The sequence below is a fragment of the Streptomyces sp. NPDC050433 genome (assembly GCF_044458565.1).
Classification (GTDB): Bacteria; Actinomycetota; Actinomycetes; order Streptomycetales; family Streptomycetaceae; genus Streptomyces.
Map to the genome: position 1 here is coordinate 1 of NZ_JBITIB010000019.1, position 25,442 is coordinate 25,442.

Sequence of the window (25,442 nt, forward strand, 5' to 3'; positions counted from 1 at the left end):
TGCAAGCGCGAGGGTTTCGAGGTCTGTCGTCACAAACGGACCAACGAGACCCTCGCTTCATGCACACGACCACGACTTCGGACTTACTCATCTAGTACTCCAGCCGAGCCCAGAGCGCGAGTTCGGTTCTCGTCACCGACTCCATGAAAAGGCCCCAGGCCATGACAGAAGGTTGGCGGGCCTCGTCAGTCTGCGAGTGCCGTGTCGAGGCGAGCCAGCGATGCCTGCAGGCTTTTCAGCTGTTGCGGGTCCAGCGAGCCGAAGAGCTTACGCAGGACATGGGAGCCCGCTTCCTCCGCTGCCGTCAGCGTGGTGCTGCCTGCGGCAGTCAGGGAGACGGTCTTGCGGCGGCGGTCGTCGGTGTCGTCGGTGCGGGAGACCAGCCCGAGGCGTTCGAGTCCTTCCACGATTTGGGTGACGGACCGGGGGGCCTGGCCGAGGGTGTCGGCGAGTTGGGCCTGGTGCAGGGTGCCGTGCGTGGCCAGGGCCTGGAGGACCTTGGTGCGGGACAGGGAGAGTCCCACGGTCGACTGCATGTGCCGGTCCACTGCTCCGCGCAGGCCGTGGGCGATGGTGAGGAAGGTCAGTCCTACCTGCTCAGGGCCGGTGTCGGCGGTGATCGCCTCGTACTCGCTCATGGTGTCGGGTATCCTCCCATACAGAGATCATGAGGTACCTCACGAATGGAGTGAAGTGATGACCCGTCCCGTTGCCGTGATCACCGGAGCCACCTCCGGCCTGGGCCGTATCGCCGCCCTCGACCTGGCCGGCCGCGGCTACCGCATCGGCATGGTGGCCCGCTCCCGTACCAAGGCCGACGCCATGACGAGTGAACTCAAGGCGGTGGCCGGTGATGTGCCGGCGGACGTCTTCTACGCGGATCTGGGTCTGATCTCACACGCTCGACGGGTCGGACAGGAGATCGCCGCGTTCTACCCGCGTCTGGACGTGCTGGTCAACAATGCCGGGCTGCACGCCTTCTCGCAGCGCACCACCACCGAAGGCTTCGCGGATATGACGGCGGTCAACTATCTGGGTCCATTCGTGCTGGCCCAGGCCCTGACCGACCGGCTCCTGGGCTCGGCGCCGTCCCGGATCGTCAACGTCGCCTCCGAGGCGTCCCAGCAGGCGAAGACGATCGCACCGGCAGAGGACCTGCGCGATGTCGCCCCTTACACCCGCCGAGCGTCGATGCCGCTGTACGGGCGGACCAAGCTGATGACGATCATGTGGACGCAGGAACTGGCCCGACGCCTGGATCCCGCGAAGGTCACGGTCAACTGCTGCGATCCCGGCTTCAACGCCACCGGTCTGGGACGCGATCTGCCCGGGTCCAAAGTGCTGCAGCGGGTGCTGAACACGCTGCGCATCGGTGACCCGCGCAAGGGTGCGGGCATCATCGTCCGGCTCGCCACCGATCCCGCGTTCGCCCACACCAGCGGCGGCTACTTCTCCGTACGCGACGCCAAGCCGCTGGAGTGCCCCGAACCCGGGCGGGACCCCCGCGTACAGAAGGAGCTCTGGAATCAGACCATGGCGCTGCTGGCGGACCGCGGCGCGTTCGGCTGAGACCTGGCGGCTCCGTCTCAAGGAGGACGCCGGCAGGTACCGGGGTACTGGCCCCGGCGCGGATTCAGCCTTGAGTAGCTCACGTCGGCCACGCCTGCCTTCTACGTTTTCATCCGGCGCCTGTCAGGCCCGCTTTCACACATCCTCTTTCTCCTGGTGGGAGTAACTTTTCGTGGCCACCTTCCTCTACCGGCTCGGCCGGCTCGCCTTCCGGCGGCGCTGGCGTGTGCTGTTGGCCTGGGTCGCGGTGCTGGTCGCCGCCGGCATCGGCATCAGCAGCGTCTCCGGCAGTACGACGGACGACTTCACCCTTCCCGGCACCCAGTCGCAGCGGGCCATCGACCTGCTGGAGGCGGAGTTTCCGCAGGCGTCCGCCTCGGGTGCCACCGCCCGCGTGGTCGTCGAAGCACCGGACGGCGAGAAGCTGACGTCGGCCGCCCACAAGGCTCAAGTGGAGGCGCTGGTCGACGAATTGCGCACGGCGCCGCAGGTGGCCTCTGTCGCCGACCCGTTCTCCAGCGGGCTGGTGTCCGCCTCGGGCGGCGTCGCCTACGCCCAGGTCACCTACGCGGTGCCGCAGGCGGAGATAACCACCGCTGCCTCCGACGCCCTGCGCGAGGTGGTGCGGCAGGGTGCGGAGGCGGGCCTGGCCGTCAGCCTGGGCGGCAACGCGGTTCTGGACGAGGGTGAGAGCAACGCCGCGGAGCTGATCGGCTTGCTGGTCGCCGCGTTCGTACTGGTGATCACCTTCGGTTCGCTGGTCGCGGCCGGGCTGCCGCTGCTGTCCGCGATCGTCGGCGTCGGAATCGCACTGTGCGGGATCACCGTCGCCTCGTCGTTCGTCGACATGGCCTCCAACGCGCAGACGCTGGCTCTCATGCTGGGCCTGGCGGTGGCAATCGACTATGCCCTGTTCATCGTCTCCCGCTACCGAATCGAGTTGCTGCGGGGCCACCGGCCGGAGGAGGCCGCGGGCCGGGCCCTGGGGACAGCGGGATCCGCGGTGGTGTTCGCCGGCTTGACGGTAATCATCGCTCTGGTGGGTCTCTCCGTCATCGGCATCGCGATGCTGACCACCATGGGGCTGGCCGCGGCATTCGCCATCACCATCGCGGTCCTGGTCGCCCTGACCCTGCTGCCCGCGCTGCTGGGCTTCACGGGCACGCGCGTGGCCAACGGCCGCCTGACCACACGCCGGATGCGCGCCGCGGAGCGCGGCCGCCGCACCACGATGGGAGTGCGCTGGGGCCGCTTCGTCACCCGCCACCCCTGGAAGACGCTCCTGGCCTCCGTCGTCGGCCTCGGCGTGCTGGCCCTCCCGGCCCTGTCGCTGCGGCTGACCCTGCCGGACGACAGCATGGCCGCCCCGGGCAGCACCCAGCGCATGGCCTACGACACCCTCAGCAAGGGCTTCGGGCCGGGCTTCAGCGGCCCGCTGACCGTCGTCGTCGACGCGCGCAGCAGCGACAATCCCGAGGCGGCGGCGAAAGACACCACCGCTTTGCTGGACGGACTCGCTGATGTCGCCACCGTGCGACCGCCCGTCTTCAACCAGGCCGGTGACGTCGCCCTGATCACCGCCGTTCCGGGCAGTTCCCCCACCAGCCAGGCCACGGTGGATCTGGTCGCCGACATCCGTGAGCGCAGCACGGCCACGGACGATGACAGCGGCGCGCAGGTGATGGTGACCGGCACGACCGCCCTCAACATCGACGTCTCGGCCAAGCTGGGCGAGGCGATGGTCCCCTACCTGGCCATCGTCGTCGGGCTCGCATTGATTCTGCTGCTGCTGGTGTTCCGCTCGCTGCTGGTTCCGCTCAAAGCCGCCCTCGGCTTCCTGCTCAGCGTGGTCGCCACCCTCGGTGTACTGGTTGCCGTTTTCCAGTGGGGCTGGCTCAAGGACGTGTTCGGCGTCGACGAGACCGCGCCGATCGTCAGTCTGCTGCCGATCCTGCTGATCGGCGTCGTCTTCGGCTTGGCCATGGACTACGAGGTCTTTCTCGTCTCGGGCATGCGCGAGGCGTACGTCCACGGCGCCTCGCCCACCGAAGCCATCGTCACCGGCTTCCGGCACGGAGCCCGCGTGGTCACCGCAGCGGCCATCATCATGATCTCAGTGTTCGCCGGGTTCCTCCTCGACGATGTCGCCCTGGTGAAGTCGATCGGCATGGGACTCGCCGTTGCGGTCCTCTTCGACGCGTTTGTCGTCCGTATGACCATCGTCCCGGCCGTGATGACCCTGCTCGGCGATCGGGCCTGGTCGCTTCCCACCTGGCTGGACCGGATCCTGCCCAACGTGGATGTGGAGGGGGAAAAGCTGCGCCACATCCTCGACGACCGAGGTCGGGGGGCGGGCGTGCCCGCCCCCGCAGGCCAGAAACCGGAGCCGGCTGCCCCCGTCGGCTGAACGCCCGGTGGGCCACACCCGTCGACCCTGTCCCTCCGAGGGCGGCGGGCGGCCCGGACTCGGGCAGCAGAAGGCCGGACCTCCCACCAGGCAGCTGCCCCGGTCCCCCCTCCTACCCCGCCCGCCGGTTTCTCTCCCCCCGAGAGCCGGCGGGCGGCTCTCCCTTGACCTGGACCGCGAAGGCCCGACTACGAAGGCGCCCTGCCATGCCCGAGCCGATCAACCCGGTGCCCGCCCCCCGGACTGCCATGCACGCCGCCCGGCTGCCGCACTCGCTGACCAGCGATCCGGACCAGCGCGTGGCGGTGTCCATCATCAGCGGGCTTGCCGCATGGCGGATGCTCAACCAACGCCACCCGCAGCTGCGCCGGTGGGCCCTGCCCGCCTTCTGCTCCCTGTTGGCACTGCCCTCGCTGCTCAACCCGGCCAACCGCGCCCACCTGCCCAGCGAGATCGCCCTCACCCTCGCGTACGCCGTGCCCCTCCTGTGGCGCGAGCGGCGCCCCGGCCTGGTGTTCGCCCTGACGACCTTCGCCTCGGTGCTGGCCCTGCCCCTCCACGTGCTCAACGGCGCCGACGCCGCCCGCATCGTCGCGCTGTACAACGTCAGCCGCTACGGCACGCCGCGCCAGCTGGCTGCCGCCTGCACCGTCACGGCGGCGCAACTCGTCGTGTGGGCCTCGGCGTTCTGGGGCAGTGGCCATCTCCAGCACGCCAAAAGACCCGAGATGATCACCCTGCTCACCATGCTGGCCGTCACCGCCTGCGCGGGCCTTGCCCTGACCGGGCGGCTGGCGAAGGCATACATCGTGGCCCTGGAGATCGAGCGGGACCAGCAGGCGCGGCTGGCGGCGGCGCGGGAACGCACCCGGGTGTCGCGCGAGATGCACGACATCCTCGGCCATACCCTCGCCGTGATCGTCGGCCTGGCCGACGGTGCCGCGGCCCTGGCCAAGATCCGGTCCGAACGCTCGGCCGACACCTTGCACATCATCGCCGACAGCGGGCGCGAAGCCCTCGCAGAGCTGCGCCGCCTCCTCATCGTCATCGACGACCGTGCTCTGAAGACGGAGGATGTGCCGCTCACCCCGCAGCCGACTCTGGAAGATCTCACCGCGCTGCTGACCCGTGTGAGGGCCGCCGGCCCCGCCGCCACACTGCGCACTGACGGCGACCTGACCGCACTCAGCAAAGGAGTGCAGCTCACGGCCTACCGCATCGTCCAGGAAGCGCTCACCAACACCCTCAAGCACGCGGCATCCGACACCCGCGTACAAGTGAACGTGACCACCGACGGCAGCACGGTGCACGTGAGTGTCGAGGATTGCGGACCGCCACGCCGCGCGGACACCGAACACCCCAGCGGCCAGGGCCTGGTCGGCATGCGCCAGCGCGCCGCCCTCTACCAGGGCCGGATCAGTGCCGGACCCACCCCCTCGGGCGGCTGGCGCGTACACACAGCTCTCAGCACCCCCACCGTCGCCATGGAGAAGCACCTCACATGACCACCGTCCTCGTCGTCGACGACCAGACCCTGCAGCGGCTCGGCTTTCGCATGCTGCTCGAAGCCCAACCCGACATGACCGTCGTCGGCGAAGCCGCCCACGGACACGACGCCGTCCGCATGACCGCCGAACTGCGCCCCGACGTCGTGCTCATGGACATCCGCATGCCCGGCCTCAACGGCATCGAGGCTACCCGCCGCATCTCCGCATCGGGCGGCCGCTCCCGCGTCCTGGTCCTGACCACCTTCGACCTCGACGAGTACGCCTACGAAGCCCTGCGCGCGGGAGCCGCAGGCTTCTTCCTCAAAGACGCACGCCCCGAGGAACTCGTGGTCGGGATCCGCGCGGTGGCCGCCGGAGACTGTGTCACCTCACCGAGCCTGACCCGCAGGCTGATCAACGCGTTCACCACCTCACGGCCCCAGCAGCACCTCGACCCGGTCCATCTCAGCCGCGAGCAGCAACGACAACTGGCCCTCCTCACCGAGCGGGAACGCGAGGTACTCGCCGCCGTCGCCTGCGGATCGTCCAATGCCGAGATCGCCGCCGAACTCCATCTGGCCGAGTCCACAGTGAAGTCCCATGTCAGCCGCATCCTCGCCAAGATCAACGCCCGCGACCGCGTCCAGGCCGTCATCTTCGCCTACGACGTCGGCCTGGCCCGCCCCAACTGATCCCACGCACAGCAGCCGCAGCACCCATCAGCGCTCATCAGCAGCCGGGCCGGACGGCCAATTCCACCGACCCTTCATCACCCACGCCTCACCAGGAGCGACCGCCCCATGCCCAGGCACCCTCAACCCGCCCGCCGGCCATGCGCCCACACCGCGACCCCCGCCCCGGCGGGAGCGGCATGAGCACCCTCGCGCAAGAGATAACCGTCGCCGGTACGAGCGTTGTCGTCGCGGCCGCCACCCACCGATACCTCTACCTGCGGCTCGTCAAGAACATCACCGCCTCCCTCCGGCTGCGCCTCGGTGGGCAGATCACCACGGTGGCGCTGACCGCCCTGGTCCCCGCCGGCGTACTGACAGCCCAGTACGCCGACCCCACACGCGTCGCGTGGCTCGTCCGGCCGGTGTTCGCCTGGGTCGCGTGCGCCGCCTACCTCCTGCTCGTCCTCGCCGTCCTCGAAGTTCCGGCGTACCTCACAACGCGCTCGCTACGGCGCGCCCACGTAACCCGTCACACGCCCGCACCGCACACCCGGAACACGCGGCAGCCGCAACCGGGCCCGGCCATGGACACGTCGGGGCCAGCCGTACCCGCTCCATGCCCCGACCCGCCGACGATGGCCGCCCGCCGCCTCATACTCGCCCGCTCAGTCGCCCTGCTGGCCACAGCGACCGCCACCGCCACCACCGGCTACGGCTTCCACCGTGGCCTGGGACCACCCGACATCAAGACGGTGCCCATCAAACTGCCCCGACTTCACCCGTCTCTCGACGGCATGCGCATCACCATGGCCAGCGACCTCCATCTCGGCCCCTTCTTCGGCCGCGCCCACACCGCCCGCAACGTCCGCCTGATCAACAGCACTTCGCCCGACATCGTCGCGATTGTGGGGGACCTCTCCGACGGCAGCGCCGAAGACCTTGCCGGACACGCGGAACCGCTGGCGCGACTCGCCTCCACCCATGGCACCTACTTCGTCACCGGCAACCACGACTACCGCTACGACGTCGAGGCCTGGATCGACACCCTCACCGACTTCGGCATCACCACCCTGCGCAACACCCGCACCCTGATCACACACCGGGGCGGAGCCATCGACCTGGCCGGCGTCACCGACGTCGAAGGCGAACGTCACCACGACACTCCTGACTACGACAAGGCCCTCGCCGACCGCGACGCCTCCCACCCCGTCGTTCTCCTCGCCCACCAGCCCGTCCAGGTGCACGAAGCAGCCCGACACGACGTAGATCTCCAGCTCTCCGGACACACCCACGGGGAGGCTTCTTCCCCGGGAACCTGCTCGCCCCCCTGACGCAGCCGGTCACAGCAGGACTGGCCACCTTCGACACCACCCAGCTTTACGTCTCACGCGGGGTCGGGGCCTCCCTCCCACCGATCCGAGTCGGAGCCCCACCAGACATCACGGTGATCGAACTGCGCAGCGCCTGGTAGATACACGTTGTGGCAGCAAGGGGGCGCCGGTCAGTCATGAAGGTGGCGGACAGAAGGGGTGGGGCTGGAACTCGGTAACAAGGCGATGAGTTTCGGCGGTGAGGGCATGACCGCCACATTTCGCCCCACGGCGCGTGCGACCGGCTCCTCAGCTGTCCGGTGCCGTGCCTTGTCGGACAAGGTCCGCTGCTCGTCCCGGAAGGACACAAACCGAGAGCCACGAACGGGCTTGCCAACAAGTCCGGCCCCATGGCCCCGTTCAGGAGGAGCTTCCTGATCACGCCCTCGCCGCTCGTTCAACCCCGAGTTCAAAGCCGAGATCGTCGAGTTGTGCCGACGCGGTAACCACACGATCGGTCAGGTCGCCCGGGACTTCGACCCGACCGAGACCGCCGTGCGGCTGTGGGTCAACCAGGCCCAGGTCGACGTAGGCGATAAGGACGGCCTGACCAGCGCCGAGCGGGACGCGCCACACGTCCCGGTGATTCGTTCGCGTCAGCACAGCGCGCGGCAACAGGCAGCGTCGTCCCTCGCCACGAGCGGAACCGGGCCACCGGAGCCGTCTTCGTATCCGTCCGTTCACAGGCCAGCCCCATCCCAGCCCTTCAGTTCGGTACGCCAAGGTCAGAAGCGGTCAGTCCAACCGGATCCAGCACAGCTGGTAGACCCAAGTAACACCTGGCCAGAGCCCTGTGGTGCTCCAGAGCGCCGTGGATTCCCAAGCTCAGAGCGCGAGTTCGATTCTCGTCACCCGCTCCACAGAAAAGCCCCAGGCCAGCGGCTTGGGGCTTAATTGCTGTCTGGACCGATCCACCATCGCGCACTACCTCAGGACCACTTTGACCGTCTTCGGCTGCTCCGAGCCCTTCACATGAGCGAGCCCCGGATCATCCCGTCCAGCCTGTCGCCACCTCTTTCCGCCGCTCGAGATCCGCGTGCTGATAGATCTACGTGGCCTTCTCGGGCTGCCCGGCCCGGGCCATCGCGTCCTTGAGCATCGCGCTCTGGGGGGGGGCCGGCGCCCGGGGCGAAGTGAGCGAAGACGGGCACGCGGTCAGCCCGTGGCCGGTTCGGGGCCGTAGTCCGCCTTGAATCCGCCCAGGCCGTCCGCGAGGTGTGCCAGCCAGCCGCTCGGGGAGTACGGCTGGGGCGGGTCGACCTCCATACCCAGCTCCGCCAACGCGAGGGCGTATTCGGATTCTTCGAGAACGAGGGCGAGCAGTTCGTGCAGCTCACCCATGAGGTGGGCGACCAGCTGCGAGTCCGTGGTGACGGCGTAGTCGCCTACGGCCGCGTCGTGGTCCGGGAACTCGTCCGGCATGTCCTGCGAGAACCAGCCGCCGAGAAACTGGCCGAGCTCAGGGAAGCGGGCGTGCCACTCCCAGTGGGTACGAGGGACGGACGGGCGCGGGACCTCGCCCTCCTCGATCGACCGCTTCAGGTGGTCCGCAATGACGAACAGCCATCCCTGGATTGCCGATTCGGGCAGGCCGATGTCAGGCACGGGGTAGAACTCACCGAGGCTCAGACGCAGTCGGCCCGGAGGGTTGCGGGCGTACTCGCGGATCTGCTGTTCGGCCGCGGCCAGGGCCCAGGGGCGGGTGTGCCAGGTGTGGCGCAGGTACGCCTGCAGAGCCTCGCTCAGCTCGCTCGGCTCGTCGTCGGCCGGCATACCGGCGTACGCGCTGATCACCTGGTGCAACTCTCCGTAGCGGCGGTCGAATTCGAGCGGCTTCATGGACACGGCGCTCAACCTCTACAGATAGATCGGGACGGTGGTGAGCACGACGAAGCCGTGCGGACTGTTCGGATCACGCTTGAGGACGACGCGTGCCGCGCGCACATCGACGGGCTCGCGCCCTGCGAGCATCATTGCTTGCAGCAGTACACGACCGACGGGCGCCTCGCGGGAGGGCCAGGTGGCCTCGATAGCGAGGCGGGCGCGGGTGCCCTGGGCGAGCCAGCGGTGAATGTTCTGCTCGTTTCCAGTCACCACCTGCTGGGTGGCCCACTGGGCGGTTTCTCGGTCGGGGTAGGTAGCCGAACGGGTCCGTGCGGTCATGTCTGTCCACTTCAGCTTGCGTCGAACGACCAGATGAGGCCAATTTCGTCATCGGACACCGCGAGGAGCCCGAAGTCCCAGACGTACTGGCTCAGAGGCCAGCAACCGGACACCCGCTCATAGAAGTCCGGATTCTCACCGCCATGGCGAGTGTTGGTGAAGAATGTCGATCCGTCAGGAAAGCGCGAAAGGATCGCCTCTGCGTGGCATTCCATCCCGGCTCTGCGCTCGGCGAAACCATGTTGCCTGGTCACGTTCATCTCATTGGTGGCCAGCATGACGAGGAGGCGCACCACCGCGCGGCGTGGAATCTCGAAGAGTCCGCTTCGCCACTCCGCAGCGCCGGCCTCGTCCACCGGCGGAACGCGGAACGGGAAGGCGGGGTCCTCCAGGAACTCCGGTTCCCCCACTTCCGGGTCCTTGCCTCGCCACCCCCGGGGATCCGCCACCTCCCTGCGCATGATCGCGGCGACGTCGGGCAGCCAGTTCTCCCCAGTTCGCGGACCGACAGCGATGAATGAGTACCGATGGCGGTACATCTCGACTGCGGCCGACCACATATCGGCATCCAGACACGCCGACGGTCCGCAAGTCGGGTCGTGGTCGGCTTGGCTGTGCATCCGGGGCCTCTCACTTGGGCATCGAGCTGAAGACGATATAGGGCGGGTTCAAGTCCGGTTTATACAGGAGACGTATCGCGACTCCCTTGGTGTCTTCTACCTTCGAGGGCTTGCCGTCGTCGCCCACGGTCGAGCCCCTGCCGGTGACCGCATCGCCGACGAGAGGCCCCTGGACGGGGATGGACTTCGTCCCGATCTCCTTCGTCGGGTCCGGCGGGTCCTCGTTCAGCCACTCATCGATCTCAGCCGTATTTTCGCGGAGGCAGTACTGCGTGTATCGCTGAGCGGACTCGACGTCGGCATAGGTAGATGCGCCAGGAATGTTGTACTCGCCGCTCTGCTTCCGCTCATCTCGAAGCCGCTGCAACAACTGCTCATCGGTCTTCCCCACGTGTTTGTCGATGGCGTGCGCTCCGCCCACACCCTCCATCGCCGCGAGGTCCACCGAGTACTTGTATGGGAACTTACTCTCCGGCAGTTGCCAGCTGTGCTCCTTCTTGAACTCATTCAGGGAGCGCGCACCGAACCCCTGCGCCCGAGCCCGTTCCGCCTGGAACGTGGGCACGCTCTGGAGCGCTTCATCAAGTTCGAACTCAAGCATGGCCAGCTTGCCGGCGGCATCGCTGAACGCCTCGTGATAGGCCGCGACCGCCGCGTCCATGGCCGCCTTGTCCATATGGGACCGGAAGGTCAGGACGACCTCCGCGACCACGAGCCCGGCCACGAGCCTGGTGAGTTTGGTGAGATCGAGGCCCGAGGTGAGGTCCTTAACCGTCTTGTCCGTGGCCTCCTTGGCCAGGCGCGTGGTGGTTTCCGTGGTCTTCTGGCCCACGTCCGCAAGATCGTCGAACAGCTTCTGAATCACGTTCGCACTCTTGTCGAGAACCTCGATCACGGGGCGCCTGGTGGCGGGGTCCATTTTCCCGTGGGTCTTCCAGCTCCGGGCGCCCTTCTTGGGAGTCACCTCGGCCCGCTGGTCACGGACCTTCCCCCAGGCCGTGGTTCCCCAGATCGTCTGGCAGAAAGCCTTCATCGCGGCCTGCCATTCACCATTGCCTGTGGGGTCGGTGATGTAGGAGATCGCGTCCGTGAAGTCGTCCGCCGCCTTCTTCACGTCCTCGGAGGCGATCCGCCAGGCCCCAGCGATGTCGCGGAACTCTTCTTCCTTGACGCCCGGCGTTTTCTCGTGGATGCGGCCGAGTCTCAGCCCTTCGTCGACCACGGGTTTCATGATGAACATGAGGAAGTCCGGGACCTCTCCGAGGATTCCGGAAATCGCCCACGAGTCGTGGTACTCGCCCTCCCCCCGCCACCTGAGGTCGTTCGGCGGACCGTACTTGGGCGCGGTGGCGATCACCGCTGGAGGCGGCCTCTCCTCCGGCGGTTCCCCCTTGCCCTTGCTCGCCGCCCAGTCCGCGAGTGCGTAGTTGTTCGCGGTCTGCGTGAAGCCCACCGACACACCCCCCACCGACACCACGCTCTTCGCCCAGAGCTCCAGGAACTTCCCGGCGACGATGCCGTACCGGTCGGCGAAGGAGTCCGCGCCCCAGCCCGTTCCCGCGGACTGGCTGTACTTGTCCAGCGTGCCCGTCAACGTCTTCGCCTTTTTGTCATAGGCGAACTGACCATCGCGCACGACGAGCGAGGTGAAGTAGAGGTGCTGAGGCTGCACATCGAAGCGGCCTACACCTTGGTTGGGTGGGGCGGTCTTGGCCTGGTCCCGTTCTCGCTGCCGCTGCTTGTCGGAGGGCAGATCGGCCATCAGGCCGCACCCCAGCCCCGCAGTACCGCCCTGTGTGCAGCCGCGTAGTTGATCTCCCCGTTGACCACGACATCGTGCAGCCATGCCTGCGCCGCCTGAAGGTCCGCCGCGGACCGGTCCCACTCGTCCAACTTGTCGATAAACACCTCGCGGGCTTCGCCCTCCCAGGTCAGGACCACCTTCTCGGCGCGCCGGTAGAGCACGTCCAGCTGCTCGTTGAGGCGCTTGAGAATGTCCTCAAGATCTCCGGAAAGTTCCTGCAGCGTCGCGAAGTCGACGGTTATCTGGTCGTAGTCCGCCATGCTTCCCTCGGTTCAGAAGTCGTCAGTTGCCGTATGAGCCCTCAGAGGTCGGAGAGCGTGCTGCGCGGCGCGGCGGGTACCTCGGTGTTCGGCGTCGAGAGCGCGTCTGCTTCGCGCTCCACATCCGTCTCGACCTGGATCTTCTGTAGCTGCGCCATGATGTCCAGGTCCTGCTCCGAGAACCCGTCCCGGCTCAACCGCACGGCCTGTTCAAGAGCCTGGATGACCATGCGGATACGTACGGCGTCCTCGGCCGCGCCGCGGTGGAGGTCCCGGTAGGCACGGGCGGCCGGCCCCTGCCATCCCGCCTCGATCCGGTCGACGATCGCGTCCATGCGTCTGACCTGCTTGTCCAGGGGGTCCTGCATACTGTCGAGGTCATCGGCCAGGTCCGTCAGCCGCTCGGCCTGCGCCCGAAGTCGTGGATGTCCACCTGCGCCGCTCATCGCATCCCCCGGTCCGTGGTCGTCAACGTCACTGCTGGACTGGTTACTTGGCACCCCGCGTCACCCTAACAACTTCGCTTCAGACCATGGCAGCAGAAAAGGGACACAGATCGTCCGGTGCGCCTACCCCCATCGACATCGGCTTCGTAATGCCCCCGCCATCCCTGCCCTCACCCCGGGAGCGTTGCCCGGCAACCGGGCGGAGGGTTCGCCAACAGGACACACACGACCGAAGTCGCCGACAATTGAGGAGGCGTTCACCGCCCTCATCGGCCTGGCCGCCGGGAACAGCCGGGCCGGCCGTCGGCTCCACTGCTTGCGCCCGCAGTCCAGCAGCAGGTCCCCGTAGATAGACCCCGCCCCACCGTTGCTGATCCGCCCGCGCCCACGGCTCGAACATCTCCGCCGCGAAGTCCTCCAGATCACACCGCAGCCAACTCCCCACTCAGCACACTCGGTTATCTACACCATCGATCAAGAAGACACGCCATCAGGGATGGCACAGGACCAAGCCCTACTTGGTCGTGTCTTCAAGGTCCCGCCTGACCCGCCCTGCGGGCGGACGGCGCTACTTTGAAGACACGACCAAGGGCGCCAACGCGACGATTGAGTACTGATTCCCCCCGATGCGCGCCGGTCAACTGGTGTCCGCACCCGGAAACGGCTGGCCGGGGCGGTGTTGCAAAACGCCGCGCGCCAGCACACCACCGCGCAACCCTCTGTCCGATATCGCTCGTCGCACCAGCCGGAGCTCTCTTCCTTTCCGTCCAATCGAAGTCCAGCCCCGTCCCAGCCCTTCAGGGCGGTACACCAAGGTCAGAAGCGGTCAGTCCAACCGGAGCCAGCACAGCTCATAGACCCAAGTAACACGTGGTCAGAGCTCTTAGAAGGTGGTTCGTGATTCTTTGAGTGGTTCTGTCGTCGCCTGATGGTGTGGTGTGGGCGGAATCCGCTGGTCCGCCGCTGGTGGTCTGCTGGGGTTGCGGGGTGAGTGAACGCAAGCCGTACCCAAGCGACTTATCGGATGGGCAGTGGTCGCTGATCGAGCCGGTGATCACGGCGTGGAAGGACCGGCACCGTTCGGTCAGCGGTCACCAGGGTGCCTACGCCATGCGGGAGATCGTGAACGCGATCCTCTACCAGGGCCGGACCGGCTGCCAGTGGGCCTACCTCCCGCACGACCTGCCGCCGAAGAGCGCGACGTACTACTACTTCGCCACGTGGCGGGACGACGGGACCGACCAGGTCATCCATGAACTCCTGCGCTGCCAGGTCCGCGAGAAGGCCCGCCGATTAGAGGACCCGACCCTGGTGGTGCTGGACACCCAGAGTGTCCACGTGGCTGCCGGGGTCCCCGCCTCCACAACCGGTCTGGACCCGGCCAAACGGGTGCCGGGCCGCAAGCGGGGACTGGCCGCGGACGTGCTCGGCCTCGTCATCGCCGTCACCATCCTCGCCGCGAGCACGCACGACAACGCCGCGGGTATCGCCCTGCTCGACCAGGCCGCCGAGCACACCGGCGGCACCGTCCAAAAGGCGCTGGTCGATCAGGGCTTCAAGAACCAGGTAGCCGCCCACGGCACCCTCCTGGGCATCGACGTCAAGACCGTACAACGCAACCCGCAGGACAAGGGGTTCGTCCCGCAGCCGAAGCGGTGGAGGGTCGAGCAGACCTACGGGATCCTGATACTGCACCGGCGCCTGGTCCGCGACTACGAACACCGCCCGGCCTCCTCCGCCTCCCGCGTCTACTGGGCGATGACCCACACCATGACCCGCCGGCTCACCGGCGCGAACACTCCCACCTGGCGCGACCCGAAGCCGGTGAGCGCGTGAACATCCAACTTCTCCTCGACGCACTCGGCATCCAGGAGGACGCCGCCCGGGCCCTGGCCGACGACCTCCGCACACAGATCACCGAACTACAGGCCCGGCTGCGGGAAGCCGAGACCCACCTCGAACACCTCGCCATCACCCGCAAGACCGTCACCGCTCTCGCTGACCGGCTCCCGGCCCAGACCTCCGCACCAGACCGGCCCGAGCACCCGGACTACCCCCGCATCCTCGCCGTCTTCAACGAGGCCACCGGCCCCCTCCGGGCCCGTGAAGTCTGCGAAGCCCTCGACCATGAACTGCTGCCGAAGAACATCGAAGGCACCCGCGCCAAGCTGAAACGCCTGGTCAAGCTCGATGTCCTCACCGAGGCCGACGCCGGCAGCTTCACCAGGAACCAATAGTCGACCGGACACCGCGACCAGCAGCCCTGCACCACCCTCACCCGGAAAAGGACATCAACTCACGAACCGCCCTCTTAGTGCTCCAGGGCGCCGTGGATTCCCAAGCTCACAGCGCGAGTTCGATTCTCGTCACCCGCTCCACGACGAAGGCCCAAGTCAACGAAGTCAACGACTTGGGCCTCCTTTGTTGTCTAGACCATTTTCCGGCCGCATGCCATAGCGAGCCCTCCGACCAGGCTGAACGTCACCGACCGACCCTCTTGGGCGACATATGGCGCCCCGTCATCCCATTTGGCGAGACGCACTCTGAGTGACCTGCATCACAGGCCACGCGACAGGCCGAGCTGTGCACACGCGAACCGTTCGCGAAGTTCTGCCAGATGCGTGCAGCGCTCAGAAGGAACTGCGCTCCGGCCCGGGTAGCCGATCTCTCCGATTTCCTCAGCCACGTCCGACAGGCTGGTCGCCTCGTTCAGGCCCGACACGAGCGCGGGGGTCAACGGTCTCAGCGCGTATACGTGGCGGACCGCTGCGAGGTTCAAGGGGACCTCGTAGTAGTCCTCGGCGAAGCGCTGGTACGCCTCGGGAGAGGGATCCGCGAGGAGGTGGAACAGCCGGTTCGCACCGTCGGGGTCGTCATAGCCTGCTGGGAAGTCAATCGTTCCGTGTCTCCACCGGGTGTCAGCCGTCTCGCGCCATATACAGGCCGTCACGACCGGCATGTGGTCTTCGTCGGTGAAGGCGGGTTCCTCCACACACGAGAGGAAGGCCGAGGGAACACCGTCGATCACGCCCGGCCAGACTTCACCGTCATTGGCGTACGGGCTCATCGGCGACTCGTGATCGAACCCGCGCACGTAGGCACCTGCCGACGAGAAGACGATGGAGTACTCGTCCCCCGATCCGTTGCGCATCGAGGCCATCTCCTCACCCTGAGCCCAACCGGAGTTGAAGGAGTAGTACCGGTACTCCCAGTCAGGGCTGAGGATCGCGTCGAGCACCGCCAAGGAACGGCACAGGTTCCGCAGGTCACCAATGGCAGGCAGTCGGCGCGCGACGTCGTATGCGGTCATGCGCTCATCCAACCCGCTGCCTCTGACAGTCGGTGTCTCAACTGGGGCCTTCACCAGGGCCGTCGTCGCACTGGGATGAACCCGTGCCGACAGGGCTACCTACGCCGCGCGCGCTGTGTGCCTGACCCAGAAGGGCGTGGCACAAGGGGATGGATGGTCGCGCTTCCGCTGCCGCTCTGCTGGGGTGGCTGTGTCTGGCGGCGGACGTCGTGGTCGATGTCGGCGGCGAGCCGGCGCTGATGCTCCTTGGTGGAGTGCTGGTAGATGAGCTGCGCCTTCTCGGAGGACTGACCCGCACGGACCATGGTCCTTCAGCTTGGCCCCCGTGTCGGCGGCGAGGGTGTTGCCGGTGTGCCGCAGATCGTAGAAGCGGAAACCCTCGGGCAGGCCCGCCCGGTCCCGGGCCCTTCGCCACTTGCGCCCGAAGGTCGTACCGCGCAGGGCCGCGCCCTTCTCTCCGACGAACACCAGCCCGTCGCCTCCTGGCTCGGCGAACCATTCCAGGTGACGGCGGAGGTCTTCGTACAGGAAGGCGGGCAGGACGATCTCCCGTTTGCCCGCCCGGGACTTGGGGTCACCGATGACGCGGTGTCCGGTGTTCAGCTCGGGCGCGGCACGGCGCACCCAGAGGGAGCCCGCGTCGCCCTCGCCCACTTCTGCCAACGGATCTCCGGCGCAGGACACTAGTTCCGGCGACGTTGCGCACCACCCAGGAGCCCTTCCGCTCCGGACGGCAGCCAACGCGAGTGGGGTGCGCTGGCGGACTGGCGAGATCACCGTTCACCTGGGCCATCACGTCGCGTCAGCGTAGTTGGCGCCTGCGTGGTGGCGTGCGAGGTGGAGCCGTTCTCGGACAAGGTCGCCCGACTCGCGGCGGAAGCGGTCGGCCCAGCGTAGAACTCTTTGAGGATAGGTACGGGTGAAGAGGTCTCGCGTACGGGGCAACGCCGGGCGTGTGTACAGGGCTGACGGGAAGGCGACGGGTGCTGTCGGACGAGGCGTGGCGTGAGTTGCTTGGGCAGGGAGCCATCCGCACTTTTCGCGAGCGCAGCGTGATGCTGAGACAGGGCTCTGCGGGAACGCACCTTCTCGCTCTCACCGACGGCCTGGCCAAAGTCGTGTGCCGGGAGCCGGGCGGAGTCGTGACCTGGCTGGCCTTCCGGGGGCCGGGTGACCTGTTGGGTGAGGTGTCTGTCTTCAACGGCTCCCCGCGTACGGCGGAAGTGGTTTCGCTCACCCCCTGCACGGCTGTCGTGCTGGAAGCGGAACGGTTCCGCCGATTCGTTGAACGGCGCGGTCTCGTCATGGACTTGATGCGCCAGGCCCTCGCCCGGCTGCGGGAGTCCGACGCACACCGCTCCGAACTGCTGACCCTGCCGGTGGTCGTACGGCTGGCGCGGGCGCTCCTGCGTCTGGTCGAACTCACCGCGCCCGGAGCCGAGTCCGATGTCGTACGACTGACCGGTCTGAGCCAGGAGGAGATCGCCCAGGCTATCGGTGTGACCCGCAACGCCGCCATCACAGGACTGCAACGGCTACGGGAGTCGGGCGCGGTCGAGACGGCCCGCCGGGCGATCGTCATCAAGGACATGAAGATGCTGCGCGACTGGGCGACGACCGCCCCGTGAACCACGACAGCGACGGTCTTCTCTCCTCCTCAGCTGAATGAGCGCTGCCCGCCCGAGAGCAGGCTCCCCCACCTGAGCACGCCGCCGCTGTGATGTGGGACACCCGTGAAGCGCCCTCCACTGTGCAGTCGGACGGACGGATCCGACAGAACCTCGAAGCAGCCGGCCACCGGCTTCGTCCCCGCCCCGCTTCCACGAGGAGATCCCACATGTCCACGTCCGTTCCCGGCCCGTACTCCGAGAGCCGAGCGCTGCCTCCCTACCGCGCCCTGTTCGCCGTCGACGCCAAGGACTTCACGGGTCTGCCCGCCGTGCAGCACGGTCCGGTGAGCCAGTTGATCCCCGAACTGGTCGACCAGGCGCTGGAGCAGGCCGGGCTTCACGAGCTGCGTGACTCCAAGCGGTTTCCGGCCAACACCGGTGACGGCGTGGTGTTCGGCTTCGACCCGGCGTTGCTGCCCTTCGTCCTCTGGCCGTTCCTGGGCGTGCTGGACGACATCCTCGGCGCGTACAACAGGCAGAGTGTCGGCCCCCGCATCCGGCTCCGGGCCAGTGTCCACGTAGGACCGCTGCCGGACGCGGACAACCCCGGCGACGGCAACGGCACGGCCCGCAACGACACGCACCGACTGCTGGACTCTCGTCCGGTCAAAGCCATCATGGCGGCGGCGAGCGAAGAGGTCACCCACCTGGCGGCGGTCATCTCCGAGCGCGTCTACGAGGACGTGGTGCTCGGCGCGTACACCGGACTGCACCCGGACCGCTGTGTGGAAGTGCCGGCCACCGTGGAGGGCAAGAACTTCTCGCAGCGGGCCTGGCTGTACGTTCCGTCGCCATCCGGAAACCTCGTACAGGCCGGTGTACGGCCGCGCGAGGAGTCCGCGGCGCAGGGCAGCGAGTCCGTCGATCGTGAACCGGCCCCGGTCACGCGGCCCGGCGCGCGGTACAGCGGCAACAAGCAGCACGTGGGGGAGGGCGCAGCCGTGATGGGGAACGTCGGAAGGGACGTCACGTACCGGGGTGGCTCCACCTCGTACCGCGGCACCAACCAGCACTGGGGCAGCGGCGACAACGTGACGGGCGACAAGCAGGTCGGCGAGGCCGGAGGCGACCGGTGAGCGCCGACGCCGGTGCGGATGCGGGTGCGGACTCACGCGGTTCGGAGGCCGACGGCCGAACGGATGCCGGGGACTCCTACCGGGACAACCAGCAGCGGCTGGGCCAAGGCGCACAAGTCATGGGTGCGGTCGGCGGCAACGTCACCGTGATCAACGGAGCACCGCTCGACGAGACCGTCGCGGACCTGATCGTCCCCCCACGACTGCGCGAAGGTCCCTATCCCGCAGCCGATGTCCGCGCCCGACTGCGCGCGTTCGTCGAACCACCCACCTTCAGACAGTGCCGCAAGGTGCTGGACAGCCACATTCTGGTGCTGAGGGCGGGCAGTGGGACCGGTGCGAGCACGGCGGCGTTCGCCTTGCTCGCGGAGCGGTACGGAACTGACGGCATCACCGGCATCGACCCCCCGGACGACCTCTCGCGCTGGCGCCCGGCCGAAAGTCGCGGATACCTGCTGCAGGGGCTGTCACCCGCCGCTGCCGCCTCTCTCGGCGAGGTCGTGCTCACCGGATTGGCCGAGCAGCTGCGCCTGTCGGGCGCCCATCTGGTCATCACCGTACGGTCGGAGACGAAGCTCCGAGTCGACACGGTGCCGTGGCAGGTGGTGCACCTCCCGCCACCGCCGGTCGAGCTGGCCTCGAAGCGCCTCAAAACCATGCCGGACTCGGACGAACTCACCACCGAGCAGAGCGCCGAAGCGCTGGGACACCTCGCTTCCGCCGACTTCACCGACTACCTGCGCGCCCATCCGCTGCCACAGGACGGTGTCGAAGTGGCGGAGGGACTGCGGGAACTCGTCGTGTTCGGAAAGTCCGCCGAATCCGTACTCGACGATCTGCGAGCCGGCAGCCTCACGGCGGCCCGGAGAGCGCTGGCGGAAGCGAGCGACCGGGCCGACAGGCTCTCCCTCATGGCGGCAATCTCGCTGCTCTCCAAACAGGACCGTACGGTCCTTGAGAAGTTCAGCGCGGTTCTGCGCCCCCGCATCGAGGAGCGCGGTGGCCCGACACCTGACATGTCCGGGCTGCATGAACGCATCGACAACCGGGGACCGGCCGCGGAGAAGTCTCGAAAGGGACGCGACCTTCTCGGGCCGTCCTTCGAGGAGCGGCTCGAAGCCGTCGGCGCACATCCACTGCCGCTCCGCTTCGGATCCGCGCAGCGCTATCCGGTCCAGCCGGTCGCGTTCTCCGGTCGGCACAGGTCGGACGCCCTGCTGCGCTGTCTGTGGCTCGACTACGAAGGCATGGCGGACCTGATGTGGCAGGCCCTGCGCGAGGTTCCCCACCACTCCGGCATCGAACTGGCTGCGGGCCAGGCGATCGGGAAGGTACTGGCCCACGCGACCGGCCCGGACACGCTGCGCCAGCTGCATCCCTTCGCCATCTCCGACAGACGCTGGCAGCGCCGACTGGTGGCCTACGCGCTCGGCGAGATGGTCCAGTACCCCGCTCTCACCAGCACGGTACGGGAACAGTTGCGGCAATGGAGCCGAGCCGCCCCCATCGCCCTGCGCTGCACCGTGGCGGAGACCTGCGCCGGCAGCTACGGCTTGGCCCGACCTGCCGCCGCCCTGAAACTGCTGGACTCCGTACTCAACGGCCCGGACGAGAAGTTGCAGGACAGCCTGCGTGCCGCGGTGTCCTTCGCTCTGAGCACCCTTCTCTCCGAGAACGCCAACTACTCCCTCGTCCTAGACCGACAAAGGGAGTGGCAGGCAGCCGCTCCGGGCACTCAGCACCACGCCTTGGCGGTTCACTTCATCGAATCGGTGAGCTCTTCGACCTTCCCGCGGCCCGGGGCCCCGGGCGCACGGCGTGTGCGTCTCGCCGACTTGCTCGCGAACCACCCCGAGCGGGCCCTCGATCTCGTCGCCACAGCCTTGAACGACCCCACCACCCATGAAGCCATGGCGAAGGGGCTGTCCCAGATCGAGAGCGACCCGGACCAACGGCGCCGGACCGCCTTCCCTGGCTTCCTCTCCGCACTCTCCGGTACAGCCAGAACCAACCGCGGCGTCCTGCGTTTCGTCCTGCGCCGCCACCGCGTACGCACGGTCTCCACAGCAGAAGGGTTCGCCTCATGACCAGTCCGCTCATCACACCTCTGAAGACTTCGCCGGGCTGGCAGTTGCTCCGCCTCCGCTTCAGCGCCCCGGAGAACCGGGCCCTGGTGTTCCTCGCGGACGGCGGCGCCGACGGAATGGTGCCGCCCCGCGGCGGCGACTACTGGGGCTATCCCCGGCCAACATTGCGCGCGGTGCGTCAGGAAGACTATTTCGACATCGTGTGGGTCTCGCTCACGGAACGGCGGATCTCGGTCGACATCCCGCGCCGACCGCCGAAGCCCCCTGCCCGGTACGGAGTCGCCTGGCGGATCAGCAACCCGGTCCTCGCGGCGAGGAACCACCTCACCGAGGAACGGGCAGGGCACTTGGTGGCCGGCCACATCAGCGACAACGCCGCCCTGCCGGGCGTGGCCGACCCGCTACGACAGCCACCGCCCCACTTCGGCACAACCGAGGTCGAGGCCCCCGGCCGGCCACAGGTGATCGACGGCTACGGCCTCACGTACTGGTTCCTGGATCCGCCGGCCGCGCTCCTGCCCACCCCCGGCGCCGGTGCGGAACCCGCCCTGCCGCCGGGCTTCGGCGAAGCCCACCGTGAGGCGTACCGCTTCTACCGGGAGGTCGTCGCGGGCGGACCCGTCGGCCTGGCCGCCCTCTGGCTCCTGCACCAGCCGGAGCAGGCGAAGGACGTGCTCGAATGGACGGTGACCCACCGGAATCTCCTTTCCGACGAGGCCAGTTGGGAACACACCCTCGCAGCGACGCTTCAGTCGCTGACACCGGAGGACAGAGGCTTCGTCGGTGTCAACCTGGCACGTGTCCTCAGCGACATCGGAGTCCCACAGGGCGACGAGATTCTGCACCGGCTCGACCACCCCGACGGGGAGGAGGGCTGGAATGGATCGTACGAGGATCCTCGGTGACTTCCGGATAAGTTCGCCCGTCGGGTGCCGGACGAGGACGAAGAGTTGCTCGACGTATCGATTCGCCGCGCTCTGTGGCCACCTACGCCTACGCTCGATCGGACAATCCTGCCCACGCGCGAGAGGCTGCCCGAGATGAGCGACGAGGATGGCCTGTCCCCTGGGGCGCGACGCATGATCGAAGAAGCTCAAGCCATGATGACGGAGGAGCTTTTGGAGGAAACGCTACGTACCAAGGCCAATGTCGATCCCGACAACTTGGCCACGTTGCTGGACCTCGTCGCGATCGGCATCACCAACAGCACGTGGCGCAATAGCTGCGTCGAGAACTGGCATGCCGAAGGGCGGCTGTCCGACGGCGAAATGATGCGGATCAACAGCCACACCACGTTCCGCCACCTAACAGAAGCCCTCGACCTCAACGGCACCCAGCGCCAGGACCTCAGGGACCTCCTACTCAACAACCGCCCAGAGCAGTACCAACCCCCGCTCTGGCGCATCCGCCCCGAAGCCTGAGTAACAACCTCTCTACGGCTTCAAGGCCCCTCGCTCCGGCCCCCGGCTACGCCGGTCACGCTACGAAAGCGAACGCCAGTGGCTGGGAGAAACCCACTGTGGTGCAGGCGGGCAAGGTTGCCGAGGGAGATTGCGGTGTCAGGGTGGTCCGGGCCGAGAGCGGCTTCGGTGATCACCAGCGCCCGCTGCCCCAGCGGCAGGGCCTCGTCGTACCGGTTGGCATCCTACGGTCGGAGCACTGTCCCGCCCTCACTACTCGCCAGCGCCCGCCAGGGGCCGGTTCGGCGAGTCCTTGGTCCTTGAGTACGCCGAACGCCCGGAGTGCTACTCCACGGGGAGACACCGTGATCGTTCGTGACCTCACTCAAGGATGGAGCTCTACCATCTCCGGATCAGCCTCGATCTGAGCTTTTAGCACGTCGGCGATCTTCAGAAACGTCCCCTGTGGGCTGGCCTGCTGCGACACCTGCTCTCACCTCTTCGCACTAGGGTCTGTACCCGTCAACGTATGGCTATAGCAATACGTTGAGCCTCGCACGCTCGGGCCGCCTCAGTCCCCAGACCGACCGGCCGCAGCAGCGGCGCGGGAATCCTCGGTTGCACCGCTGTGGGCCATGTGGGCCGTGATCCACCGTCGTGGCAGCGATGTCACCGTGGGTTCAAATCCCACACCCACCGCCACGTGAGACAGCCCCTGACCAGGTGTCAGCGGCTGTTTCGCTACTTGGTGCCCGCTACCCTCGGTGCCCCCCGCCGTTTCCCGCACGATCGGGCACGGATGGGGCACGGGGGTGACAGGGCCTTCTGACCCGTGAGATCGGGTGGCGCGCTGCGACGGGAGCCGATGACCTCCCGTTCTGGCCGCCGAGGTTGGCGCTCATGGGCGTTTGTGTGACGTCGTTGCCGTCAGGGTTGCGGTCAACTCCGAGCGCAACGACAAAGCCCGTCCCCGAAAAAGAAAGTGTCGAGGGCTCTGAGCCGCCGGCGGCCGGTGGGCCCTGGTTTCCACTGTCTGTGGGAGCCAGCCGACATGCGTAGTGATCCGACCCCACACTCCGCTACCCCCAGACAGTCTCGTCACGGACATTCGGCCGCCGGCGCACCGGCGGCCTGCCTCGATCAGCGGCCCGGGTCACACATTCGGCGCTCTTTGACGTGCAATGCGCCACGGGGTTCGTTTATGTGATGACTGGCAACTCTCTGTGACCGTCGATGAGGCCGCAGGACGTCCCCACGACGCTGAGAAGGTAGGACTCTGATGAGGCTTGATTTCGGTTCGCGTCTCGCAGCGGTGGCCATCACCGCAGTGACAGCGATCGTGACGGTGGGCCAGACGGCATCCGCCGCGCCGGTGGGCGGGGACGGGAAGCCGTTCATCGGGCCGCTGCACACCGTCTCCACCGTCGCGTCGACGGTTCCGGCCAACGGTGACCTGAACCCGTACGGCACCGCCCTGGTCAAGAAGAGCACCGGTGATTTGCGGCGCGGCAACGTGCTGGTCAGCAATTTCAACAACGCCGCGAACCAGCAGGGCACGGGGACCACGCTCGTGCAGATCAGTCCCGAGGGCGAGACCAGACTGTTCGCTCAGATCGACCCGAACAAGCTGCCGGGACCGTGCCCGGGGGGCGTGGGGCTGACGACCGCACTGTCCATCCTGCCGGGCGGCTGGGTGGTGGTGGGGAGCCTGCCCACGGCCGACGGCACGTCCGCCACGGCGCAGGCCGGGTGCCTGATCGTGCTGGACAAGCATGGCAAGGTCCGCGAGACCCTCAGCGGCCAGGGGATCAACGGCCCCTGGGACATGACCGCGAAGAGCCACGGCGACAAGACCGATCTGTTCGTCACCAACGTGCTCAACGGTACGGTCGCCGGCGGCGGCAACGTCGTGCGGCAGGGCACCGTGCTGCGGATCACCCTGCACCGCCACGACGACCGGCCGCCGACCCGTGTGGCCACGACCGTGATCGGTTCGGGTTTCGCGCAGAAGACCGACCCGGCGGCCCTCGTGATCGGGCCGACGGGTGTCGGCCTGCGGGATGGGACGCTCTACGTGGCGGACACCGAGGACAACCGCATCACCGCGATCCCGGACGCGCTGAAGCGGGACACCAGCGCCGACACCGGCAGAGTGGTCACCACCGACCAGAACCTCAACGGCCCGCTCGGGTTGGCAATCGCTCCGAACGGCCACATCCTTACCACCAACGGCGGTGACGGCAACATCGTCGAGACCACTCCGCGCGGCGCCCAGGTGGCGGTGCGCACGCTCGACAGCAGCGGTACGCCGCCGGGAGCGGGCGCGCTGTTCGGGCTCGCGATCGCCGAAAACCCCGACCGGGTCTACTTTGTCGACGACGCAACCAACACGCTGAACCTGCTGAGCCGACACTGAACCGCTCGCAGGGGCTGATCCGGCCCTGCGCAAGCACAGGCAGTCAGTGCTTCCGGCTCGGACCAGGGAGGGGCTGACCGCGCGCCCCTGCTGACGTCGCCACGTGGCGTGGCCTGCGGCCCCGGCGCACCCAAGGACACTCGGGTGGGCCGGGGCCCTCTTGCCGATGGCCACGATGGGCCGCTGCTGTCGCGCCGGCATGCTTCGAAGGAAGCCCAACGCCCATGACCACCCCATCGTCATCTTGGCGAACCCATCGGGCCCTCGCCTGCAACGGGCTGCGCGCTGCGATGCCAGGAGCTTGGGCCTGGGAGTTGCCCATGGGCCTGATCGAGGACGGCGAGACCCCGGAGGAAGCGGCAGCGCGTGAGGTCCTGGCGGACCGGTTGGCGCGCTGGTCCGATCAAGCCCCTGATCTACGCCGAGTCGGCCAACGGGATCACCGACCGCATCGAGTGGATTCCTCTCTCGGACGTGCGGGTCAGCCTCGCGTTGAGCCGTACCGCTGGATCCTCTTGGCCCCGCCCGACCTGGTCGAGGTCGGCCGCACTCCCCGTACATGAGGCGCGGCGGACACCAGCACGGCGGGAGCGTGGCTGATGAAGCCGCAACGGCCCGTGTCGCCGTTCGCCGCCCGCGACCTGGTGGAAGGTGTTGGCGGTGTACCGGCAGCCTCCAGTCCG

General features: G+C 67.7%; 21 protein-coding genes and 4 pseudogenes. 15 read left to right on the forward strand and 10 right to left on the reverse strand.

What is annotated here, in order from left to right; translation table 11 throughout:
• Positions 1-185: 185 nt before the first annotated feature.
• The gene (locus tag ACIBLA_RS22920; RefSeq protein WP_329077091.1) at positions 186-638 is read right to left on the reverse strand and encodes a MarR family winged helix-turn-helix transcriptional regulator; all 453 of its coding nucleotides are present in this window, start codon (positions 636-638) and stop codon (positions 186-188) included.
• 58 nt (positions 639-696) lie between these two features.
• On the opposite strand from ACIBLA_RS22920, the gene ACIBLA_RS22925 reads away from it, so the two are divergent.
• The 6 genes and pseudogenes from ACIBLA_RS22925 to ACIBLA_RS22950 all read left to right on the forward strand — a co-directional run.
• The gene (locus ACIBLA_RS22925; protein WP_399199666.1) at positions 697-1,569 is read left to right on the forward strand and encodes an SDR family NAD(P)-dependent oxidoreductase; all 873 of its coding nucleotides are present in this window, start codon (positions 697-699) and stop codon (positions 1,567-1,569) included.
• Between the two features lie 172 nt (positions 1,570-1,741).
• Complete coding sequence (locus tag ACIBLA_RS22930) at positions 1,742-3,976, forward strand: MMPL family transporter (protein WP_399199667.1); 2,235 nt, start codon at positions 1,742-1,744, stop codon at positions 3,974-3,976.
• 206 nt (positions 3,977-4,182) lie between these two features.
• Positions 4,183-5,481: a sensor histidine kinase gene (locus tag ACIBLA_RS22935; protein ID WP_399199668.1), complete on the forward strand. Its 1,299-nt coding sequence runs from the start codon at positions 4,183-4,185 to the stop codon at positions 5,479-5,481.
• Positions 5,478-6,155, forward strand: coding sequence for a response regulator (locus ACIBLA_RS22940; protein ID WP_399199669.1), 678 nt, complete (start codon positions 5,478-5,480; stop codon positions 6,153-6,155). The genes ACIBLA_RS22935 and ACIBLA_RS22940 overlap by 4 nt, the downstream gene beginning before the upstream one ends.
• 179 nt (positions 6,156-6,334) lie before the next feature.
• Positions 6,335-7,468 (forward strand): metallophosphoesterase, encoded by a 1,134-nt coding sequence (locus tag ACIBLA_RS22945; protein WP_399199670.1) that lies wholly within the window; start codon positions 6,335-6,337, stop codon positions 7,466-7,468.
• A 438-nt stretch (positions 7,469-7,906) separates the two neighbouring features.
• Positions 7,907-8,401, forward strand: a pseudogene (locus tag ACIBLA_RS22950) (hypothetical protein); the annotation flags it as partial.
• 261 nt (positions 8,402-8,662) lie between these two features.
• Here ACIBLA_RS22950 and ACIBLA_RS22955 read toward each other — a convergent pair.
• Genes ACIBLA_RS22955 through ACIBLA_RS22980 form a run of 6 tightly spaced genes read right to left on the reverse strand, consistent with a single transcriptional unit; the run spans position 8,663 to position 12,800 of the window.
• Positions 8,663-9,352, reverse strand: coding sequence for a contact-dependent growth inhibition system immunity protein (locus tag ACIBLA_RS22955; protein ID WP_399199671.1), 690 nt, complete (start codon positions 9,350-9,352; stop codon positions 8,663-8,665).
• Between the two features lie 12 nt (positions 9,353-9,364).
• A complete protein-coding gene (locus ACIBLA_RS22960; protein ID WP_329146740.1) occupies positions 9,365-9,670 on the reverse strand; it encodes an RNase A-like domain-containing protein in 306 nt (101 codons plus the stop codon).
• 11 nt (positions 9,671-9,681) lie between these two features.
• Positions 9,682-10,290 (reverse strand): hypothetical protein, encoded by a 609-nt coding sequence (locus ACIBLA_RS22965; protein ID WP_354603056.1) that lies wholly within the window; start codon positions 10,288-10,290, stop codon positions 9,682-9,684.
• Positions 10,291-10,300: 10 nt separating this feature from the next.
• Positions 10,301-12,052 carry an RNase A-like domain-containing protein gene (locus ACIBLA_RS22970; RefSeq protein WP_399199672.1) on the reverse strand — a complete coding sequence of 584 codons (1,752 nt, stop codon included), beginning with the start codon at positions 12,050-12,052 and terminating at the stop codon, positions 10,301-10,303.
• The gene (locus ACIBLA_RS22975) at positions 12,052-12,354 is read right to left on the reverse strand and encodes a WXG100 family type VII secretion target (protein ID WP_399199673.1); all 303 of its coding nucleotides are present in this window, start codon (positions 12,352-12,354) and stop codon (positions 12,052-12,054) included. The genes ACIBLA_RS22970 and ACIBLA_RS22975 overlap by 1 nt, the downstream gene beginning before the upstream one ends.
• A gap of 41 nt (positions 12,355-12,395) precedes the next feature.
• A complete protein-coding gene (locus tag ACIBLA_RS22980) occupies positions 12,396-12,800 on the reverse strand; it encodes a WXG100 family type VII secretion target (RefSeq protein WP_399199674.1) in 405 nt (134 codons plus the stop codon).
• 987 nt (positions 12,801-13,787) lie between these two features.
• Here ACIBLA_RS22980 and ACIBLA_RS22985 point away from each other — a divergent pair.
• Positions 13,788-14,636 (forward strand): IS5 family transposase, encoded by an 849-nt coding sequence (locus ACIBLA_RS22985; protein ID WP_399199676.1) that lies wholly within the window; start codon positions 13,788-13,790, stop codon positions 14,634-14,636.
• On the forward strand, positions 14,633-15,037 hold the full coding sequence (locus ACIBLA_RS22990) for a hypothetical protein (RefSeq protein ID WP_399199677.1): 405 nt from the start codon (positions 14,633-14,635) through the stop codon (positions 15,035-15,037). The genes ACIBLA_RS22985 and ACIBLA_RS22990 overlap by 4 nt, the downstream gene beginning before the upstream one ends.
• Positions 15,038-15,357: 320 nt before the next feature.
• On the opposite strand, the gene ACIBLA_RS22995 is transcribed toward ACIBLA_RS22990, so the two are convergent.
• Together ACIBLA_RS22995 and ACIBLA_RS23000 are read right to left on the reverse strand one after the other, a co-directional pair.
• Positions 15,358-16,110, reverse strand: coding sequence for a hypothetical protein (locus tag ACIBLA_RS22995; RefSeq protein ID WP_399199678.1), 753 nt, complete (start codon positions 16,108-16,110; stop codon positions 15,358-15,360).
• A 95-nt stretch (positions 16,111-16,205) separates the two neighbouring features.
• Positions 16,206-16,752, reverse strand: a pseudogene (locus tag ACIBLA_RS23000) (site-specific integrase); the annotation flags it as partial.
• A 341-nt stretch (positions 16,753-17,093) separates the two neighbouring features.
• On the opposite strand from ACIBLA_RS23000, the gene ACIBLA_RS23005 reads away from it, so the two are divergent.
• The 5 genes from ACIBLA_RS23005 to ACIBLA_RS23025 all read left to right on the forward strand — a co-directional run bounded on the left by ACIBLA_RS23005 (position 17,094) and on the right by ACIBLA_RS23025 (position 22,364).
• Positions 17,094-17,738, forward strand: coding sequence for a Crp/Fnr family transcriptional regulator (locus tag ACIBLA_RS23005; protein WP_399199679.1), 645 nt, complete (start codon positions 17,094-17,096; stop codon positions 17,736-17,738).
• 209 nt (positions 17,739-17,947) lie between these two features.
• Positions 17,948-18,856, forward strand: a complete 909-nt coding sequence (locus ACIBLA_RS23010) for a hypothetical protein (RefSeq protein ID WP_399199681.1) — start codon at positions 17,948-17,950, stop codon at positions 18,854-18,856.
• A complete protein-coding gene (locus ACIBLA_RS23015; protein WP_399199682.1) occupies positions 18,853-20,943 on the forward strand; it encodes a hypothetical protein in 2,091 nt (696 codons plus the stop codon). Before ACIBLA_RS23010 ends, ACIBLA_RS23015 begins: the two co-directional genes overlap by 4 nt.
• Positions 20,940-21,848, forward strand: coding sequence for a hypothetical protein (locus ACIBLA_RS23020; RefSeq protein ID WP_399199683.1), 909 nt, complete (start codon positions 20,940-20,942; stop codon positions 21,846-21,848). The genes ACIBLA_RS23015 and ACIBLA_RS23020 overlap by 4 nt, the downstream gene beginning before the upstream one ends.
• A 24-nt stretch (positions 21,849-21,872) precedes the next feature.
• Positions 21,873-22,364 (forward strand): hypothetical protein, encoded by a 492-nt coding sequence (locus ACIBLA_RS23025; protein WP_399199684.1) that lies wholly within the window; start codon positions 21,873-21,875, stop codon positions 22,362-22,364.
• Between the two features lie 20 nt (positions 22,365-22,384).
• Here ACIBLA_RS23025 and ACIBLA_RS23030 read toward each other — a convergent pair.
• A pseudogene (locus ACIBLA_RS23030) lies at positions 22,385-22,573 on the reverse strand (tetratricopeptide repeat protein); the annotation flags it as partial.
• 1,049 nt (positions 22,574-23,622) lie between these two features.
• Between ACIBLA_RS23030 and ACIBLA_RS23035 the strand changes: the two are divergent.
• Together ACIBLA_RS23035 and ACIBLA_RS23040 are read left to right on the forward strand one after the other, a co-directional pair.
• A complete protein-coding gene (locus ACIBLA_RS23035) occupies positions 23,623-24,759 on the forward strand; it encodes a hypothetical protein (protein ID WP_363240426.1) in 1,137 nt (378 codons plus the stop codon).
• A gap of 299 nt (positions 24,760-25,058) precedes the next feature.
• Positions 25,059-25,359 (forward strand): annotated as a pseudogene (locus tag ACIBLA_RS23040) (NUDIX domain-containing protein); the annotation flags it as partial.
• Positions 25,360-25,442: the final 83 nt, after the last annotated feature.

Bases quoted from the DNA above. Each gene is read 5' to 3' on its own strand.
- ACIBLA_RS22960 (WP_329146740.1), bottom strand. From the start codon at position 9,670: ATGACCGCACGGACCCGTTCGGCTACCTACCCCGACCGAGAAACCGCC.
- ACIBLA_RS22980 (WP_399199674.1), bottom strand. From the start codon at position 12,800: ATGAGCGGCGCAGGTGGACATCCACGACTTCGGGCGCAGGCCGAGCGG.
- ACIBLA_RS22925 (WP_399199666.1), top strand. From the start codon at position 697: ATGACCCGTCCCGTTGCCGTGATCACCGGAGCCACCTCCGGCCTGGGC.
- ACIBLA_RS22975 (WP_399199673.1), bottom strand. From the start codon at position 12,354: ATGGCGGACTACGACCAGATAACCGTCGACTTCGCGACGCTGCAGGAA.
- ACIBLA_RS22965 (WP_354603056.1), bottom strand. From the start codon at position 10,290: ATGCACAGCCAAGCCGACCACGACCCGACTTGCGGACCGTCGGCGTGT.
- ACIBLA_RS22920 (WP_329077091.1), bottom strand. From the start codon at position 638: ATGAGCGAGTACGAGGCGATCACCGCCGACACCGGCCCTGAGCAGGTA.
- ACIBLA_RS22940 (WP_399199669.1), top strand. From the start codon at position 5,478: ATGACCACCGTCCTCGTCGTCGACGACCAGACCCTGCAGCGGCTCGGC.
- ACIBLA_RS23035 (WP_363240426.1), top strand. From the start codon at position 23,623: ATGAGGCTTGATTTCGGTTCGCGTCTCGCAGCGGTGGCCATCACCGCA.
- ACIBLA_RS23020 (WP_399199683.1), top strand. From the start codon at position 20,940: ATGACCAGTCCGCTCATCACACCTCTGAAGACTTCGCCGGGCTGGCAG.
- ACIBLA_RS22945 (WP_399199670.1), top strand. From the start codon at position 6,335: ATGAGCACCCTCGCGCAAGAGATAACCGTCGCCGGTACGAGCGTTGTC.
- ACIBLA_RS22995 (WP_399199678.1), bottom strand. From the start codon at position 16,110: ATGACCGCATACGACGTCGCGCGCCGACTGCCTGCCATTGGTGACCTG.
- ACIBLA_RS22935 (WP_399199668.1), top strand. From the start codon at position 4,183: ATGCCCGAGCCGATCAACCCGGTGCCCGCCCCCCGGACTGCCATGCAC.
- ACIBLA_RS23010 (WP_399199681.1), top strand. From the start codon at position 17,948: ATGTCCACGTCCGTTCCCGGCCCGTACTCCGAGAGCCGAGCGCTGCCT.
- ACIBLA_RS22970 (WP_399199672.1), bottom strand. From the start codon at position 12,052: ATGGCCGATCTGCCCTCCGACAAGCAGCGGCAGCGAGAACGGGACCAG.